This window comes from Streptomyces capparidis, from assembly GCF_054782095.1.
On the sequence record NZ_BAAGTD010000003.1, the window covers coordinates 206,394 to 220,888 of the forward strand.

16 protein-coding genes and 1 tRNA gene are annotated in these 14,495 nt (G+C 75.6%); 7 read left to right on the top strand and 10 right to left on the bottom strand.

The window, feature by feature from the left end:
• The 5 genes from ACYVO2_RS04365 to ACYVO2_RS04385 form a co-directional block, all read right to left on the bottom strand.
• Complete coding sequence (locus tag ACYVO2_RS04365) at positions 1-2,049, bottom strand: ABC transporter permease (protein ID WP_461006215.1); 2,049 nt, start codon at positions 2,047-2,049, stop codon at positions 1-3.
• Entirely contained in the window at positions 2,046-2,810 is a 765-nt protein-coding gene (gene modA, locus ACYVO2_RS04370; RefSeq protein WP_461006216.1) for a molybdate ABC transporter substrate-binding protein, read from the bottom strand. Before modA ends, ACYVO2_RS04365 begins: the two co-directional genes overlap by 4 nt.
• Entirely contained in the window at positions 2,807-3,205 is a 399-nt protein-coding gene (locus tag ACYVO2_RS04375) for a TOBE domain-containing protein (RefSeq protein ID WP_461006217.1), read from the bottom strand. Before ACYVO2_RS04375 ends, modA begins: the two co-directional genes overlap by 4 nt.
• 77 nt (positions 3,206-3,282) lie before the next feature.
• Complete coding sequence (locus ACYVO2_RS04380; protein ID WP_461006218.1) at positions 3,283-4,503, bottom strand: MFS transporter; 1,221 nt, start codon at positions 4,501-4,503, stop codon at positions 3,283-3,285.
• A 120-nt stretch (positions 4,504-4,623) separates the two neighbouring features.
• Positions 4,624-5,577: a LysR family transcriptional regulator gene (locus ACYVO2_RS04385; protein ID WP_461006219.1), complete on the bottom strand. Its 954-nt coding sequence runs from the start codon at positions 5,575-5,577 to the stop codon at positions 4,624-4,626.
• 122 nt (positions 5,578-5,699) lie between these two features.
• On the opposite strand from ACYVO2_RS04385, the gene ACYVO2_RS04390 reads away from it, so the two are divergent.
• A complete protein-coding gene (locus ACYVO2_RS04390) occupies positions 5,700-6,758 on the top strand; it encodes an SDR family oxidoreductase (RefSeq protein ID WP_461006220.1) in 1,059 nt (352 codons plus the stop codon).
• Between the two features lie 63 nt (positions 6,759-6,821).
• Here ACYVO2_RS04390 and ACYVO2_RS04395 read toward each other — a convergent pair whose 3' ends face one another.
• Entirely contained in the window at positions 6,822-7,769 is a 948-nt protein-coding gene (locus ACYVO2_RS04395; RefSeq protein ID WP_461006221.1) for an AraC family transcriptional regulator, read from the bottom strand.
• A gap of 82 nt (positions 7,770-7,851) precedes the next feature.
• On the opposite strand from ACYVO2_RS04395, the gene ACYVO2_RS04400 reads away from it, so the two are divergent.
• From ACYVO2_RS04400 to ACYVO2_RS04410, 3 genes are read left to right on the top strand one after another with little or no spacing between them, the layout of a single operon-like run.
• The gene (locus ACYVO2_RS04400) at positions 7,852-8,709 is read left to right on the top strand and encodes an NAD(P)H-binding protein (protein ID WP_461006222.1); all 858 of its coding nucleotides are present in this window, start codon (positions 7,852-7,854) and stop codon (positions 8,707-8,709) included.
• A 14-nt stretch (positions 8,710-8,723) separates the two neighbouring features.
• Entirely contained in the window at positions 8,724-9,215 is a 492-nt protein-coding gene (locus ACYVO2_RS04405) for an anthrone oxygenase family protein (RefSeq protein ID WP_461006223.1), read from the top strand.
• Between the two features lie 31 nt (positions 9,216-9,246).
• Complete coding sequence (locus ACYVO2_RS04410; protein WP_461006224.1) at positions 9,247-9,648, top strand: DnaJ family domain-containing protein; 402 nt, start codon at positions 9,247-9,249, stop codon at positions 9,646-9,648.
• Between the two features lie 20 nt (positions 9,649-9,668).
• Here ACYVO2_RS04410 and ACYVO2_RS04415 read toward each other — a convergent pair whose 3' ends face one another.
• Positions 9,669-9,878, bottom strand: a complete 210-nt coding sequence (locus tag ACYVO2_RS04415; protein ID WP_461006225.1) for a cold-shock protein — start codon at positions 9,876-9,878, stop codon at positions 9,669-9,671.
• Positions 9,879-9,943: 65 nt separating this feature from the next.
• Positions 9,944-10,519 (bottom strand): helix-turn-helix domain-containing protein, encoded by a 576-nt coding sequence (locus ACYVO2_RS04420; protein ID WP_461006226.1) that lies wholly within the window; start codon positions 10,517-10,519, stop codon positions 9,944-9,946.
• A gap of 97 nt (positions 10,520-10,616) precedes the next feature.
• Between ACYVO2_RS04420 and ACYVO2_RS04425 the strand changes: the two genes are divergently transcribed.
• Complete coding sequence (locus ACYVO2_RS04425; RefSeq protein WP_461006227.1) at positions 10,617-11,243, top strand: SAM-dependent methyltransferase; 627 nt, start codon at positions 10,617-10,619, stop codon at positions 11,241-11,243.
• A 395-nt stretch (positions 11,244-11,638) separates the two neighbouring features.
• A complete protein-coding gene (locus tag ACYVO2_RS04430) occupies positions 11,639-12,439 on the top strand; it encodes a nuclease-related domain-containing protein (RefSeq protein WP_461006228.1) in 801 nt (266 codons plus the stop codon).
• 87 nt (positions 12,440-12,526) lie between these two features.
• On the opposite strand, the gene ACYVO2_RS04435 is transcribed toward ACYVO2_RS04430, so the two are convergent.
• The gene (locus ACYVO2_RS04435; RefSeq protein ID WP_461006229.1) at positions 12,527-13,792 is read right to left on the bottom strand and encodes an MFS transporter; all 1,266 of its coding nucleotides are present in this window, start codon (positions 13,790-13,792) and stop codon (positions 12,527-12,529) included.
• Between the two features lie 303 nt (positions 13,793-14,095).
• On the opposite strand from ACYVO2_RS04435, the gene ACYVO2_RS04440 reads away from it, so the two are divergent.
• Positions 14,096-14,290 carry a hypothetical protein gene (locus ACYVO2_RS04440; protein WP_461006230.1) on the top strand — a complete coding sequence of 65 codons (195 nt, stop codon included), beginning with the start codon at positions 14,096-14,098 and terminating at the stop codon, positions 14,288-14,290.
• A gap of 55 nt (positions 14,291-14,345) precedes the next feature.
• Here ACYVO2_RS04440 and ACYVO2_RS04445 read toward each other — a convergent pair.
• A tRNA-Thr gene (locus ACYVO2_RS04445) sits at positions 14,346-14,419 on the bottom strand.
• Positions 14,420-14,495 lie beyond the last annotated feature (76 nt).

Sequence of the window (14,495 nt, forward strand, 5' to 3'; positions counted from 1 at the left end):
TCACAGCGGGACGACCGTCACCTCGGTCGCCTTCACACTCGCCCACACCGCGACGCCGTCGCCGAGCCCCAGCTCGGCGGCGGCGTCCGGCGTGACCTCCGCCACCAGGTCGGGCACCCGCTCCGACGCCACCAGCACCCGGATCCGCCCCCCGACCGCGGTCAGCTCCCGCACCGTGCCCGGCCACACGTTGCGCGGGCTGCCCTCGGGCCGAGCCCGATGCAGCGATACGGCCTCCGGCCCGATCACCGCCAGCGCCGCCACCCCCTCCGGCACCCCCTGAAGCGGCCCCCCGCCCCGCCCCGGCCCGCTCCCCGCAGCGGCGTCCGCCGCGCCGGCCCCTGTCGTCACGGCGTCCGCCGCGCCAGCCCCTGTCGTCACGGCGTCCGCCGCGACGACCGATCCCCCGCCCGGCAGCGCCACCCCGCCCGCGGTCAGCGTGCCCCGCCACGCGTTGCGGCCCAGCATCCTGGCCACCCACGGCGAGCGGGGGTGCCGGGTGACCTCCGCCACGGGCGCGTCCTGCACCGCCCGGCCCCGGTCGAGCACCAGCACCCGGTCCGCCAGCGACACCGCCTCCACCGGGTCGTGGGTGACCAGCAGGCACACCCCGCCGAAGTCGGCCAGGTGGGCGCGCAGGGTGTGCCGGACCCGGGCGCGGGTGGTGGCGTCGAGGGCGGCCAGCGGCTCATCGAGCAGCAGCAGCCGGGGCCGGACGGCCAGCGCCCGGGCCAGGGCGACCCGCTGGGCCTGCCCGCCGGACAGGCCGTCGGGCCTGCGGTGGGCGAGGTGGCCGACGCCGAGGCGGTCCAGCCACACCCGGGCGGCGCGCCGGGCCTCGGCGCGGGACGCCCCCTGGGCGCGCAGGCCGTAGGCGGTGTTGCCGAGCGCGGTCAGGTGCGGGAACAGGGCGCCGTCCTGCGGCACCCAGGCCACGCCCCTGCGGTGCGGGGGCAGGCCGGTCGCGTCCAGCCCGCCCAGGCGCAGGCGGGCGTGGGCGCGTGGGGTGAGGCCGAGCAGGGCGCGCAGCAGCGTCGTCTTGCCCGCGCCGTTGGGGCCGACGACGGCGACGGTGGTGCCGGGCGCGGCGTCCAGGGTGAGGGCGGTGGAGCCGGTGACCTCGGCGTGCAGCTCCCAGCGCCCCTCGGGCCCGGCCGGGGCGGGCGGCGGGGCGTCCGACGCGGGCTCCGGACGGGCGTCCGGCGCCTCCTCGTCCGCGTCGCGCTCCCGCGACCGCCCGCGCGCCCCGGTGGCGCCCACCCACCGTCCCCGCAGCGCCACCAGCACCGCCATCGCCACGGCGAGCAGCAGCAGCGACACCGAGGTCGCCGCCTCCGGGTCGTCCTGGAGCAGCAGGTAGACCTCCAGCGGCAGGGTCTGGGTGACCCCGGGCAGGTTCCCCGCGAAGGTGATCGTCGCCCCGAACTCCCCCAGCGCCCGCGCCCACGTCAGCGCGGCCCCCGCGGCGAGACCCGGCGCCACCAGCGGCAGCGTGACCGTGGCGAACACCCGCACCGGTGCGGCGCCCAGCGACGCCGCGGTCTCCTCGTAGCCGGGGCGCAGCCCCGCCAGCGCCCCCTCCAGGCTGATCACCAGGAACGGCATCGACACGAACGTCGCCGCCACCACCGCGCCCGCGGTGCTGAACGGCAGGGTCACCCCGAACCAGTCCGCCAGCGGCCCGCCGAGGATGCCGCGCCGCCCGAACCCGAGCAGCAGCGCCACCCCGCCCACCGTCGGCGGCAGCACCATCGGCAGCAGCACCAGCGAGCGCACCAGCGCCTTGCCGGGGAAGTCGGCCCTGGCCAGCACCCAGGCGAGCGGCACCCCGAGCAGCAGCGAAAGCCCCAGCGACCAGAACGAGACGACCAGCGACAGCCGCAGCGCCTCCACCACCCCGGGGCGGCTCAGGTGGTCGCCGAGCGCGCTCCACGGGGTGCGGACCAGCACCCCGGCCAGCGGCACCAGCAGCAGCCCGACGGCCAGCGCCGCGGGCACGGCCAGCACGGCGGGCACGGCCCGCCGCGAGGTCGTCCTGCGCCCGCTCACGGCCGCTGGAAGCCCTGGTCCCGCAGGATCGCCTGCGCCCGGTCCCCGGCGAGCCAGTCCACGAACGCCCGGGCGTCCGCCCGGTGCGCCGACCGCTCCAGCGCGGCGGCCGGGTACGCGGCCACGGCGTTCTGCGCGTCCGGGATCGGCACGCCGTCCACCCGGCCGCGCGCCGAGGCCGCGTCGGTGACGTAGACCAGGCCCGCGTCCGCCTCGCCGATGGCGACCTTGTTCAGCACGGCGCGCACATTCGGCTCCTGGGAGACGGGGTGGACCTCGATTCCCTGCCCGGAGAGGATCCTCGCCGCGTACCGGCCCGCCGGGACCTCGGGCGCGGCCAGGACGACCTTCACCCGCCGGTCGGCCAGGTCCGCGAGCCCTCTCACCCCGGCGGGGTTGCCCTTGCGGACGGCGATGACCAGGCGGTTCCTGGCGATGACGGTGGCGGGGCCGGTCTCGGCGCGCAGCGAGTCCATGGTCGCCGCGTCCGCGGTCACCAGCACGTCGGCGGGCACGCCCTGGCGCACTTGGGCGGCCAGCTCCTGGGAGCCGGCGAAGGAGAACTCCACGTCGGTGCCGGGGTGCTCCTCCTCCCAGGCGGCGCCCGCCTCCTCGAACGCGTCGGACAGCGAGGCGGCGGCCAGCACCCGCAGGCGCGGCCCGTCGCCGCCGGAGGACGAGCCGCAGGCGGCGAGGGACGCGACCAGCGCGAGGACGAGCGTGAGGACGGCGGGGGCGCGGCGCGGTGTCACGGCCCTCACACCCGGTCGATGTGCACGTTGGTGGACTTCACCCGGGCGGTGGCCTCCATGCCGACCTCCAGGCCGAGCTCCTCCACGGCCTCCCTGGTCAGCAGCGACACCAGCCGGTGCGGGCCCGCCTGGATCTCCACCTGGGCGGCCACGTCGCCGAGCTTCACCGCGGTGACGATGCCGGGGAAGGCGTTGCGCGCGGAGGTGTACGGGGTCTCGTCCTCCCCGCCGCCCGCGCTCTCGGCCAGCTCCACGGAGAACGCCGCCAGGTCGCGCCCGTCGATGAGCCGCCGCCCGGCCTCGTCCCGGTGGGTGGGGATCCGCCCCGCGTCGGCCCACCGCCGCGCGGTGTCCGGGCTGACGCCGAGCAGCCGCGCGGCCCGGCCGATGGTGTAGGAACGCATGTGCGCAACGCTAGGGCCAGCGGCCTGGCACCTGCAAGGTGATCCGCTGCTGCCGCCTCGCATCTGCCAAACCGCTGTCAGTCCGCCGCCCAGGTCGCCCGCCGCGCCCGGTGCGCCCACAGCGCCGGCAGCGCCAGCGCCGCGGTGGCGCCGCCGAGCACCATGACGGCGGACGGGGAGGCGCGGTCCACGACGACGCCGCCGGCCAGCGCGCCCAGCGCGATCGTCGCCTGGAACGAGGCCGTGAACAGCACCGACGCCGCCTCCGGGGCGCCGGGCGCCGCCTTGGCGAACCACGTCTGCGAGCAGACCGGCACGGCCCCGTAGGCCACCCCCCACACCACGAGCAGCGCCACCGCGCCCACCGCCCACCGGCCGAGGACGGGCAGCAGCACGGTCGCGCACCCGAGCAGCCCCGCCGCGGCGGCGAACGCGGCCCGCGGACGGCGGGCCACCAGCGCCCCGCCGAGGAACGTCCCCGCGACCCCCGCCGCCCCGTACACCAGCAGGAGCACGGTCACCGCGGCGGGCCCCACCCCGGTGACCCGCTCCAGGAACGGCGTCACATAGGTGTAGGCCCCGAAGTGCGCGGCCACCACCAGGAACGTCAGCAGCAGCGCCCAGCCCGCCCCCGGGCCGCGCAGCGCCCCCAGCAGCACCCGCGCCCGGGTGGCGCGCAACGCGGGCAGCGGCGGGAGGGTCAGCGCCAGCGCCGCGGCGACGCCCGCCGACAACACGCCCAGCACGGCGAACGCCGCCCGCCACCCGGCGAGGTCCCCGACCAGGGTGCCCGCGGGCACCCCCAGCACGGAGCCCAGCGGCACCGCGGAGAAGACCACGGCGGTGGCCCTGCCCACCGCGGGCCCCGGCACCAGCCGCGGGGCCAGGCCGGCCCCGACCGACCAGAAGCCGCCGATGACCACCCCGACCAGCACCCGGGAGAGCAGCAGCACCCAGAAGGCGGGCGCCGCCGCGGCCAGGGCGTTGGCCGCGGTCAGCAGGAGCATGAACCCGCACAGCAGCACCCTGCGGTCCAGGCGCGCGGTGGCCACCGTCACCACCGGCGCGCACACCGCGGCGAGCACCCCGGGCAGCGTCATCAGCAGGCCCGCGGTCCCGTCCGAGACGCCGAAGCCGTCGCCCACGGACGTCAGCAGCCCGATGGGCAGGATCTCGGTGGTGACGATGGCGAAGATGCCCGCCATCAGCGCGAGCACGGCGGGCCGGCCGCCGCGGCCGGGGGAGGCGGCGCCCGCGGCGGGTGAGGGCGGGGACGCGGAGGAGGTGACCGCGGACATGGGGTTCCGTCCTGTGCGGGGCCGCGCGGTTGGCGGCAGGTGGCCGGGCGGCCCAGTCCAGCAGCGGGCGGCGGCGAAGTCCGGCGGGTTCCGGACCGCACCGCCGCACCGGGCCCTCCGTCAGCCCTCCCCGTCCCCCTCCCCCAGCGCCGCCCGCACATGGTCGGGCAGCACGCCCGCGGTGCGGACAAGCACCCGGACGAACGCCGAGGTCAGCGAGTCGAGGCCGCCGCGGGCGTAGGCCACGAGGGGGCGGCGGATCGGCGGTTCCGGGCGCAGCAGCCGGCCGTCGAACCCGGGCGGGATGACGTTGGCGGGGGCCAGGGTGGGCCCGAGGCCGGAGGCGGCGAGCACCGGGGCGGTGGCGGTCTGCTCGGTGCGCACGGCCACCCTGGGCCGGAACCCGTCGGCCGCGCACGCCCGCTCCAGCACCTCGGCCAGGCCGTGCCCGGGCGCGTAGTGCACCCAGCCGCGGTCGGCGAGCGCGCCCAGCCGCACCCGGGTGGCGCCGCCCTCCGCGGCCGGGTCGCCCTCCGGCACCACCACCACGAACTCCTCCTCGCCCAGCGGGTGCACCGGCCCCTCCCAGTCGTCCGGGCGCGGCCCCACGGCCAGGTCGGCCTGCCCCGCGGCCATGGCGGCCCGCAGCTCGTCGGCGTGGCGGTGCTCGTGGAGGCTGACCCGGACGTCGGGGTGGGCCCGCCGCCAGGCCCGCAGCGCCGGGGGGAGCACGCCGAGCCCGAGGGAGTACAGCGTGGCCAGGCGCAGCTCCCCGCACTCCAGGCCGGCCGCCTGGCGGGCGGCGCACACGGCGCGCTGGGCGTCGGCCAGCGCCGCCCTGGCGTGCGGGATCATGGCCCGCCCCATGGGGGTGAGCCGCACCCCGCGCGGCAGCCGCTCCAGGAGCGGCCCGCCGACGGCCCGCTCCAGGGCCCGCACCTGGTGGGACAGGGCGGGCTGGGTGACGTGCAGCAGCTCGGCGGCGCGGGTGAAGGAGCCCTGGTCGACCACGGTGACCAGGTACTCCAGTTGCCGCAGCGTGGCCACCGCCGTTCCGGTCGCCGTTCCCGCCACTACTGCCGCTCCCGCGGCTCCCGCAGTTCCCGCAGCTCCCCGCTCACCCATGAGCAGAGTTTATGGCACCCAGCAAATCCATGCCTTGGACTCACCCCACCCCGTCCCCGCACCCTGGTCCCATGAGCACATCCCAGTCCCGCACCGCCCTGGTCGTCGGCGCCCAGGGCGTCATCGGCCGCAACCTCGTCGATCACCTGCTCACCCTGGACGGCTGGAACGTCATCGGCGTCTCCCGCCGCGGCGGCGAGTCCTCCGGCCGGCTGCGCCACATCTCCGCCGACCTGCTCGACCCGGACGACACCCGCGCCAAGCTCGGCGGCCTGACCGACGTCACGCACGTCTTCTTCACCGCCTACCAGGACCGCCCGACCTGGTCGGCCCTGGTGCAGCCGAACCTGGACATGCTGGTAAACACGATCGACGCGCTGGAACCCGCCGCGCCCGGCCTGCGGCACGTCAGCCTGATGCAGGGGTACAAGGTGTACGGCGCGCACCTCGGCCCGTTCCGCACCCCGGCCCGCGAGGACGACCCGTACTTCATGCCGCCGGAGTTCATGCACAGCCAGCAGCAGTTCCTCACCGAGCGGCAGCGGGGCAAGCCGTGGACGTGGTCGGCGATCCGCCCCTCGGTGGTGTGCGGGTTCGCGCTCGGCAACCCGATGAACCTCGCCATGGTCATCGCCGTGTACGCCTCGATCTCCAAGGAGCTGGGCCTGCCGCTGCGCTTCCCCGGGAAGCCGGGCGCCTACGACGCGCTGCTGGAGATGACCGACGCCGGGCTGCTGGCCCGCGCCACGGTGTGGGCGGCCACCGACGAGCGGTGCGCCAACCAGGCGTTCAACATCAACAACGGGGACCTGTTCCGCTGGAACGACATGTGGCCCAGGCTCGCCCGCTTCTTCGACCTGGAGACGGCCCCGCCGGTGCCGCTGTCCCTGGCGGAGGTCATGGCCGACAAGGAGCCGGTCTGGCAGCGCATGACGGAGAAGCACGGCCTGACCGCGTCCTACAAGGAGGTGTCCTCCTGGGCGTTCGGCGACTTCGTCTTCTCCTGGGACTACGACCTGTTCGCCGACGGCTCCAAGGCACGCCGCCTGGGCTTCCACGAGTTCGTGGACACCGAGGCGATGTTCCTGGACATCTTCGCCGACTTCCGGCGCCGCCGGATCATCCCCTGAGCGGCGAGCCCCGGGCGGGGCGTCCCCGGGCCGGGTGCGGCGGAACCGCGGGCCGGGGCCGGCTCACCCGGCCAGCGGCTCCGCCTCGCCCCGGTACTCCCGCGGGCTCACCCCGTACACCCGCTTGAACGCCGTGCTCAGCGCGAACGGGCTGCCGTACCCGACCCGCCGCGCCACCGCCCCCACCGTGGCGTCGCTCTCCCGCAGCAGGTCGGCCGCCAGCGCCAGCCGCCACCCGGTCAGGTACGCCATCGGCGGCTCCCCCACCAGGCCGGTGAACCGCCGGGCCAGCGCCGCCCGGGACACCCCGGCGCGCTCCGCCAGCTCCGCCACCGTCCAGGGGCGCGCCGGGTCGTCGTGCAGCAGCTTCAGCACGGGCCCCACCACCGGGTCGCCCTGCGCCCGGTACCACCCCGGGGTCCGCTCCTTCGACCGGGCGAACCAGGCCCGCAGCACCGCGACCACCAGCAGGTCGAGCAGCCGGTCGAGCACCACCTCCTGCCCCGGCTCCGCCCGGCCCGCCTCCTGACCCAGCATGTCCACCAGCGCGGACCCCAGCTCCTCGCGCCGCAGCACCAGCAGCGCGGGCAGCGCCCCCAGCAGCCGCCGGCTCACCTGGCTCCCGTGCTGGTACGTCCCCACGACCAGCTCCGCCGACCCGTCGGCCCGGTCCCCCCAGGTCCGCACCCCGAGGCCCATCTCCTCGCACAGCTCGTCACCGTCCGGGGTGGCCGACCACTGCCCCGGGTGGATGACGACCTGCGGCGGCGTGCCCGGGTCGTCGGCGAACACGTACGGGTCGGGCCCGCGCGTCACCGCGACGTCCCCCGGCCGCAGCAGCCGCCCCGCGCCGCGCTCCGGCAGCACCCACGCCTGCCCGCGCACCACCGCCACCACGCTCAGCGGCGCCCGGTCCTCGACCCGCACCGCCCACGGCGGCTCCATCACGGCGCGCATCACGAACGCGTCCCGTGCCCTCGGCCCGTCCAGCAGGCTCCCCAGTGCCTCCACCCGCCGGAGTGTAGACGCGCACGAATGCCCGTGAGCCGATCAACGATGGTCGCCGGTGGGCCCCGGCCGGTGGACTGTGGTCATGACGGAAACCACGCACCCCCGCACCCCCGCCCCCGGCTCCCCCGCCACCCTCGTCCTCGGCGCCACCGGCAAGACCGGCCGCCGCGTCGCCGCCCGCCTCGCCGCCCGCGGCGTCCCGGTGCGCGCCGCCTCCCGCTCCGGCGAGCCCCCGTTCGACTGGCACGCCCCCGCCACCTGGCCCGCCGCCCTGCGGGACGTCACCGCGGTGTACCTGGTCTACTACCCCGACCTGGCCGCCCCCGAGGCCGCCGGGACGGTGCGCGCCTTCACCGAGCAGGCCGTGCGGGCGGGCGTCCGCAGGATCGTGCTGCTCTCCGGCCGCGGCGAGGAGGAGGCCGAGCGCGCGGAGCGGGCCGTGCGCACCTGCCCCGCCGAGTGGACCGTCCTGCGCGCGAGCTGGTTCAGCCAGAACTTCAGCGAGGACTTCCTGCGGGAGCCGGTGCTCGCCGGGGAGATCGCCCTGCCCGCGGCGGACGTCCCCGAGCCGTTCGTGGACGCCGACGACATCGCGGACGCCGCCGTCGCCGCCCTCACCGAGCCCGGCCACGCCGGCCGCACCTACGAGCTCACCGGCCCCCGCCTGCTCACCTTCGCCGACGCCGCCCGCGAGATCGCCGCGGCCACCGGCCGCCCCCTCCGCTACGTCCCCCTGACCCCCGCCGAGTACGCCGCCCACCTGGCCGCCCACGGCGTCCCGCCCGAGCACGTCGCCACCTTCACCGACGTCTTCACCCGCGTCCTGGACGGCCGCAACGCCCACACCGCCGACGGAGTCCGCCGCGCCCTGGGCCGCGACCCGCGCGACTTCACCGCCTACGCCCACGCCACCGCCGCCACCGGCGCCTGGACACCCTGACCCCGGAGCCCGACATGTTCCCCCTGGCAGCCCTCCTCGCCGCCTCCTCCCTGCTCCTCACCGGCGCCGTCGCGGGCCTGTTCTTCGCCTTCTCGGTGGCGGTGATGCCGGCCCTGGACCGCGTCGAGCCCGCCTCTGCGGTCGCCGCCATGCAGAGCGTCAACCACAAGATCCAGAACCCGGTGTTCCTCACCGCCTTCCTGCTGGCCCCGGTGGCCGCGGCCGCCACCGGAGCCGTCCTGCTGACCCTCGACCACAAACTCGCCGCGGCCCTGTTCCTCACCGCCGCCGCCACCTACCTGCTCGGCGCCTTCCTGCCCACGGCCGTGGTCAACGTCCCCATGAACGAGACCCTGGCCGCCGCGGGCACCCCCACCGACCCGGCCCGCGCCTGGGCCGGCTACTCCCCGCGCTGGACCGCCTGGAACACCGCCCGCACCGCCTTCTCCACCCTCAGCCTGCTGCTGATCGGCGCCGGGCTGTGGGCCTGGGGCCGCGACCGCTGACCCCCGCCCGCGGGTGCGCGACACTTGATCCATGACCGAGCGAAAGCCCCCCGGCGTCAGCTTCGAGTCCTGGGTCGACAAGCAGATCCGCGAAGCGACGGAACGCGGCGCCTTCGACGACCTCCCCGGCGCGGGCCGCCCCCTGCCCAGCCTGAACGAGCCCTACGACGAACTGTGGTGGCTGCGGCGGAAGATGCGGCAGGAGGGCGTCACCTGCCTGCCGCCCGCCCTGGCCCTGCGCAAGGAGGCCGAGGACGCCCTGGCGGCGGTGGACCGCGCCAGGACCGAGTCCGAGGTCCGCCGCATCCTCACCGCCGTCAACGACAGGATCGCCCAGGCCCTCCGCCGCCCGCCGCCCGGCCCGCCACTGAACCTGAAACCGTTCGACGTGGACCGCACCGTCCGGGAGTGGCGGGAGCGGCGGGGGCGGTAGGGGACGGCCGGGGACGGCGGTCAGGGCACGATCCGCACCGCCCGGTACGCGTACCCGTCCTGCTCCGCCGCCTCCCACTCCAGCCCCACCCGCTGCCCCACCGCCAGGGAGCGGAACCCCTCCGCCTCCACGTGCGAGAAGTGCGCCCAGCAACCCCCGGGCGTCTCGGGGCAGTCCAGCACGCCCCACCCCTCCTCGTCGTACCACTCGCGCACCGTCGCCTCAGCCATGCCGCGACCCTACGCCGCCCGCCTCACACCGGGCGCCTCACACCGCCCGCCCCACACCGCCCGTCTCACGCCGGGCGCGCCCGCAGGTGGGCGCGCTCCCCCTGCCGTCCGAACAGCACCAGCAGCTCCACCGGCGCGCCGTCCGCGCTGCCCATCCAATGCGGCAGCCGGGTGTCGAACTCCGCCGCCTCCCCCGGCGCCAGCACCAGGTCCCGCTCCCCCAGGATCAGCCGCAGCCTCCCGCCGAGCACATACAGCCACTCGTACCCCTCGTGGGTGCGCGGCTCCGGCTCGCCCTCCTCGCCCCGGCCCGGGATCACCAGCTTGTACGCCTGCACCCCGCCCGCGCGGCGGGTCAGCGGCACGAACGTCATGCCGCGGGTGTGCACCGGACGCAGGTGCACCCGCGGGTCACCCGTCTGCGGCGCGCCCACCAGGTCGTCCAGCGGCACCCCGTAGGCGCGGGCCAGGGGCAGCAGCAGCTCCAGGTTGGGGCGCCGCCCGCCGCTCTCCAGCCGGGACAGCGTGCTCTCCGAGATGCCGGTGCTCCGCGCCAGCTCCGCCAGCGTGATCCCGCGCTCCTGGCGCAGCGCCCGCAGCCGGGGCCCCAGCGCCGCCAGCACCTCGTCGAAGTCCTCCACGCCTCCCACCTTGCCGACTCGGCAAGAGACATTGCAACCCTGGGCCCCTCTCGCCAACCCTGATCGCACCACACCCCACCCGAAAGGCGCCCTCCCCATGACCGAGCCCACAGCCGAGCACTTCTGGGAGACCCGCTACACCGGCACCCTTGGCCGCATCTGGTCCGGCGCCCCCAACCGGATCCTCGCCGACACCGCCCGCCCCCTGCCCCCCGGCACCGCCCTCGACCTGGGCTGCGGCGAGGGCGGCGACGCCGTCTGGCTAGCCACCCAGGGCTGGCGCGTCACCGCGGTGGACGTCTCCCCGACCGCCCTGAAGCGCACCACCGACCTCGCCGCCGAGCACGGCGTCACCGACCGCGTCACCACCGAACAGCACGATCTCGCCGCGACCTTCCCCACCGGCACCTACGACCTCATCACCGCCCAATACCTGCAAACCCCCCTGACCTTCCCCCGCCCCCGCGTCCTCCGCGAAGCCGCCCACCACCTCACCCCCGGCGGCCTCCTCCTCGTCGTCGACCACGGCTCCCTGCACCCCTGGTCCACCAACACCAACCCCCACTTCCCGACCCCCGACGACGTCTACGCCGAACTCGCCCTCCCCTCCCCCTCCTGGGAACCGCTCCGCCTGGCCACCCCCGAACGCGAGGCGACGGGCCCGAACGGGGAGAAGGCGACGGTGACGGACATCGTGGTGGCGATCAGGCGGCGGGAGGGGTGAGACCAGGCCCATGCGCCGACCCGGCACGGGGGCGTGCCGGGCCGGCGCACAGGGCGATCAGGCGCACCCGGTCCCCGCAGAGCCTGGCCACGTCAGCGGTGGCGCGGACTCCGCGCGACCGCAACCGCCGCCCTCACCAGTCCCGCCACGCGTCCGTGATCTCGTAACGCCCGAGCCCCTGCCGAGCCGTGAGAGCCGCGGCATCCATGCGGGCACACTCCGGATCAGCCACGGCGGGGAACGTACGCGGTGCCACCGACAGCGCTCACCGTCCCCTTATCCATCACACGACCAGGACGCCCCGAAGGCGGTCTTGTATGTGCCCGCCCCGCCTGGTCACATGCTGAGAGGATCACGTCGAACTGGACTGGGAGCAGCACGTGGACGGTTTAAAGGTGAGCACCTGGAAGCGCCACGGGCACGACCGTCTGTACGTGAACCTCCCCGACGGCCGGAACGCCGCCTGGCTCGACCGCCGCACCGGCCGACTGAACCTGCTCCTCGACGAACACCGGGACGCGGTCCTCGACGCCCTCGCCCCCTACCTGTCCCCGCCGACCCGTCCCACCCCCCGAACGGAACTGCGCCCCGAGGACGACCTCGCCCGCAACCGCCCGGGCGACGGGCTGCGGCGAAGGGCGGCACCGGCGCCGGGGTTGTGGGCCCGGACGGCGGCGAGGCTGCTCGGGCGGGAGCTGGAGGCCGACAGTTGGCGCGTGGGCCTGGAGGGCGAGGAGTACGTCGGGGCGCGGCTGGACAAGATGGCACGGCGGGGCTGGCGGGTCCTGCACTCGATACCGCTCCCGCGTGACGTCGACATCGACCACCTCCTCATCGGCCCCGGCGGCGCCTTCTCCGTCAACACGAAGTGCCACCGCGGCGCCCGCGTCTGGGTGGGCGACGAGTCGGTACGGATCGGCGGCCACTCCCACCCCTACGTCCGCAAGAGCCGCGCCGAGGCCCACCGCGCCTCCACCACCCTGACCCGCGCCTGCGGCTTCCCCGTCGAGGTCCACCCCGTCCTCGCCTTCGTCGCCCCGGAATCCCTCACCGTCGTACCGTCACTGCGCGACGTACGGGTGGTGCGGGAACGGGAACTGAGCACCTTCAAGCGACTCCCCGAGGTGTGGACGACCGACAAGGCCGCGGCCGTGTACGCGGCCGCCCGCGACCGCCGGAACTGGACGAACGCCTGACGCCTGACGCTCACCCTCACACGAGCCACGCGGGCCGGTCCGGTGATCTCGGCCGAGCCGGCCTGCCCGCGCCGGCCGAGGCGGGCCCTAGGCCTCCGGGGAGCTCGGCGCCGGGCTCTCGGCGGGTCCTTCCGTCACGGTGACGCGGCGCACCTCAGGCATGAACAGGGCAACGGCGAGGATCGCAACGACGCATCCGAGCCCTCCGACGGCCAACGCCGGACGCACTCCCCACCACGCGGCCAGCGCTCCCAGGACCAGCCCGCCCACGGGGGCGCCGACGGCGTAGGAGACGACCTCGACACCGGCAACGCGTCCTCGCAGGTGGTCCGGGATCGTGGCGTTCCAGAGCGTGTCACGGAAGATGACGCTGAGGCAGTCGGCGGCCCCGCCGAGCGCCAGCACCAACACGGCGACCGCAAGGGACGGGCTGACGCTCAGCGCCGCCGTGGTCGCTCCGTACACACCGCAGGCGAGGGCCAGTGGAGTACCGATCCGCGTCAACCGCCCCGTCCATCCGCTGAGCGATCCCATGACGAGTGACCCCACGGCCGCGGCCGCGAACAGGATTCCGGCTGACGCGTCGGCGCCGATCGACGGCGCCAGGAAGGGCAGCAGTGTCGTCGGTGCCGCAAGTCCCATGGCTGCGAGGTCGAACAGGTAGCTGGCGCGCAGATCCGGTCGTCCTCCGACATAGGCGATGCCTTCACCGAGGGAGCGCAGGACCGACGGCGACTCGCCGCTGCGGTCGGGGGGCAGCGGCGGCAGTCCCCACAGCAGCAGGACGCTGACCGCGAAGCTGACGCTGTCCAGCAGGTAGGTCGGGGCCGGTCCCCAGGCGTGGAAGAGCACCGCGCCGACAACCGGCCCGGCGACCCCGGCGGTCGTCGAAGCCATGGACAGCCAGGCGGACGCGGCAGGCAGGTGGGGCCGGTCGACCACACGAGGTACGGCGGCGTCGAGGGCTGCCCGCTGCATCGAGGAGAGAGCCGCACTGCCGGCGACCACGATGTACATGAGCGGAAGGGAAGGACGTGACGACAGGGCGGTCAGGACCAGGACGACGGAGAGCACCAGCAGGGCCGCCTCGGCCCCCAGGGCGACGCGCCGCCGGTCGTACCGGTCGGCGAGGTGCCCTCCGTAGAGGCCGAGGACGAGGACCGGCACGAGCTGCACCCCGGCCACCAGACCTGTGGCCAGGGGCGAGTCGGTGAGGGTCGCGATGTGGAACAACATCGCCGTGGCGGTGGCGGCGGAACCGAACCTGGTGACGGTACGGGCCAGGAAGAGACGGCGGAACGCCTGCCCCCGCAGAGGAGCGAGGTCGACGCGGAAAGGGGTGAGGAGGGACATGGCGGCTCCTTGTGCCGGCGATGCGCCGCGGTTGGGTACGTCGGACATGCGCCATTCGGCGCCGATCGACATACACCGCCGGCCCAACGGGATCCGGCGGCCCAACCACCTCCAGGGAGTCGCCCCTCCCGACGAGGAGCCGGAAGGAGGCTACCAGGCACACCATGACGCCGAACCCGCTGTTCAGCCGCCGAATGGAACGGCCACACGGCCTCATCCGCCCCCGCCGCGGATTGCGCGCGGTGGCGCCCACCTACACCGTGACCGGACACATGGATCGCACCGAGGGCGACCGCCGCCCTCGTGCGGGACGCGCCGCGCACGCTGCTGGCCGAGCGGAACAGCCACGACGGGGAGCTGTGCACCGCGCGCGGGGCGGACATGTTGTTCGCCGACACCGTCGAGCAGGCCCGCGCCGCAGGGCTGCCGGTGGACGCGGTCTGGTCGGACGGAGCGGCACAGCCGCCGGTGACTGCGGCCGTTGATGTCAGGACCTGATGTAAACGCCCCGGAGGAAGATCCCTCCGGGGCGTCTCGCGTCTCTCACCTGCGGAGCCGCCTGTCGGGTTCGAACCGACGACCCTCGCTTTACAAGAGCGATGCTCTGGCCATCTGAGCTAAGGCGGCGGGTCCCACACGGGTGGGACTGGTGTGCAGTGTACTCAACGAGGCCCGGACGGGGTTAGTCAAATCATGGGGGTCG

Bases quoted from the DNA above. Each gene is read 5' to 3' on its own strand.
- ACYVO2_RS04400 (WP_461006222.1), top strand. From the start codon at position 7,852: ATGACGGAAACCACGCACCCCCGCACCCCCGCCCCCGGCTCCCCCGCC.
- ACYVO2_RS04375 (WP_461006217.1), bottom strand. From the start codon at position 3,205: ATGCGTTCCTACACCATCGGCCGGGCCGCGCGGCTGCTCGGCGTCAGC.
- ACYVO2_RS04380 (WP_461006218.1), bottom strand. From the start codon at position 4,503: ATGTCCGCGGTCACCTCCTCCGCGTCCCCGCCCTCACCCGCCGCGGGC.
- ACYVO2_RS04405 (WP_461006223.1), top strand. From the start codon at position 8,724: ATGTTCCCCCTGGCAGCCCTCCTCGCCGCCTCCTCCCTGCTCCTCACC.
- ACYVO2_RS04425 (WP_461006227.1), top strand. From the start codon at position 10,617: ATGACCGAGCCCACAGCCGAGCACTTCTGGGAGACCCGCTACACCGGC.
- ACYVO2_RS04415 (WP_461006225.1), bottom strand. From the start codon at position 9,878: ATGGCTGAGGCGACGGTGCGCGAGTGGTACGACGAGGAGGGGTGGGGC.
- ACYVO2_RS04390 (WP_461006220.1), top strand. From the start codon at position 5,700: ATGAGCACATCCCAGTCCCGCACCGCCCTGGTCGTCGGCGCCCAGGGC.
- ACYVO2_RS04435 (WP_461006229.1), bottom strand. From the start codon at position 13,792: ATGTCCCTCCTCACCCCTTTCCGCGTCGACCTCGCTCCTCTGCGGGGG.
- ACYVO2_RS04410 (WP_461006224.1), top strand. From the start codon at position 9,247: ATGACCGAGCGAAAGCCCCCCGGCGTCAGCTTCGAGTCCTGGGTCGAC.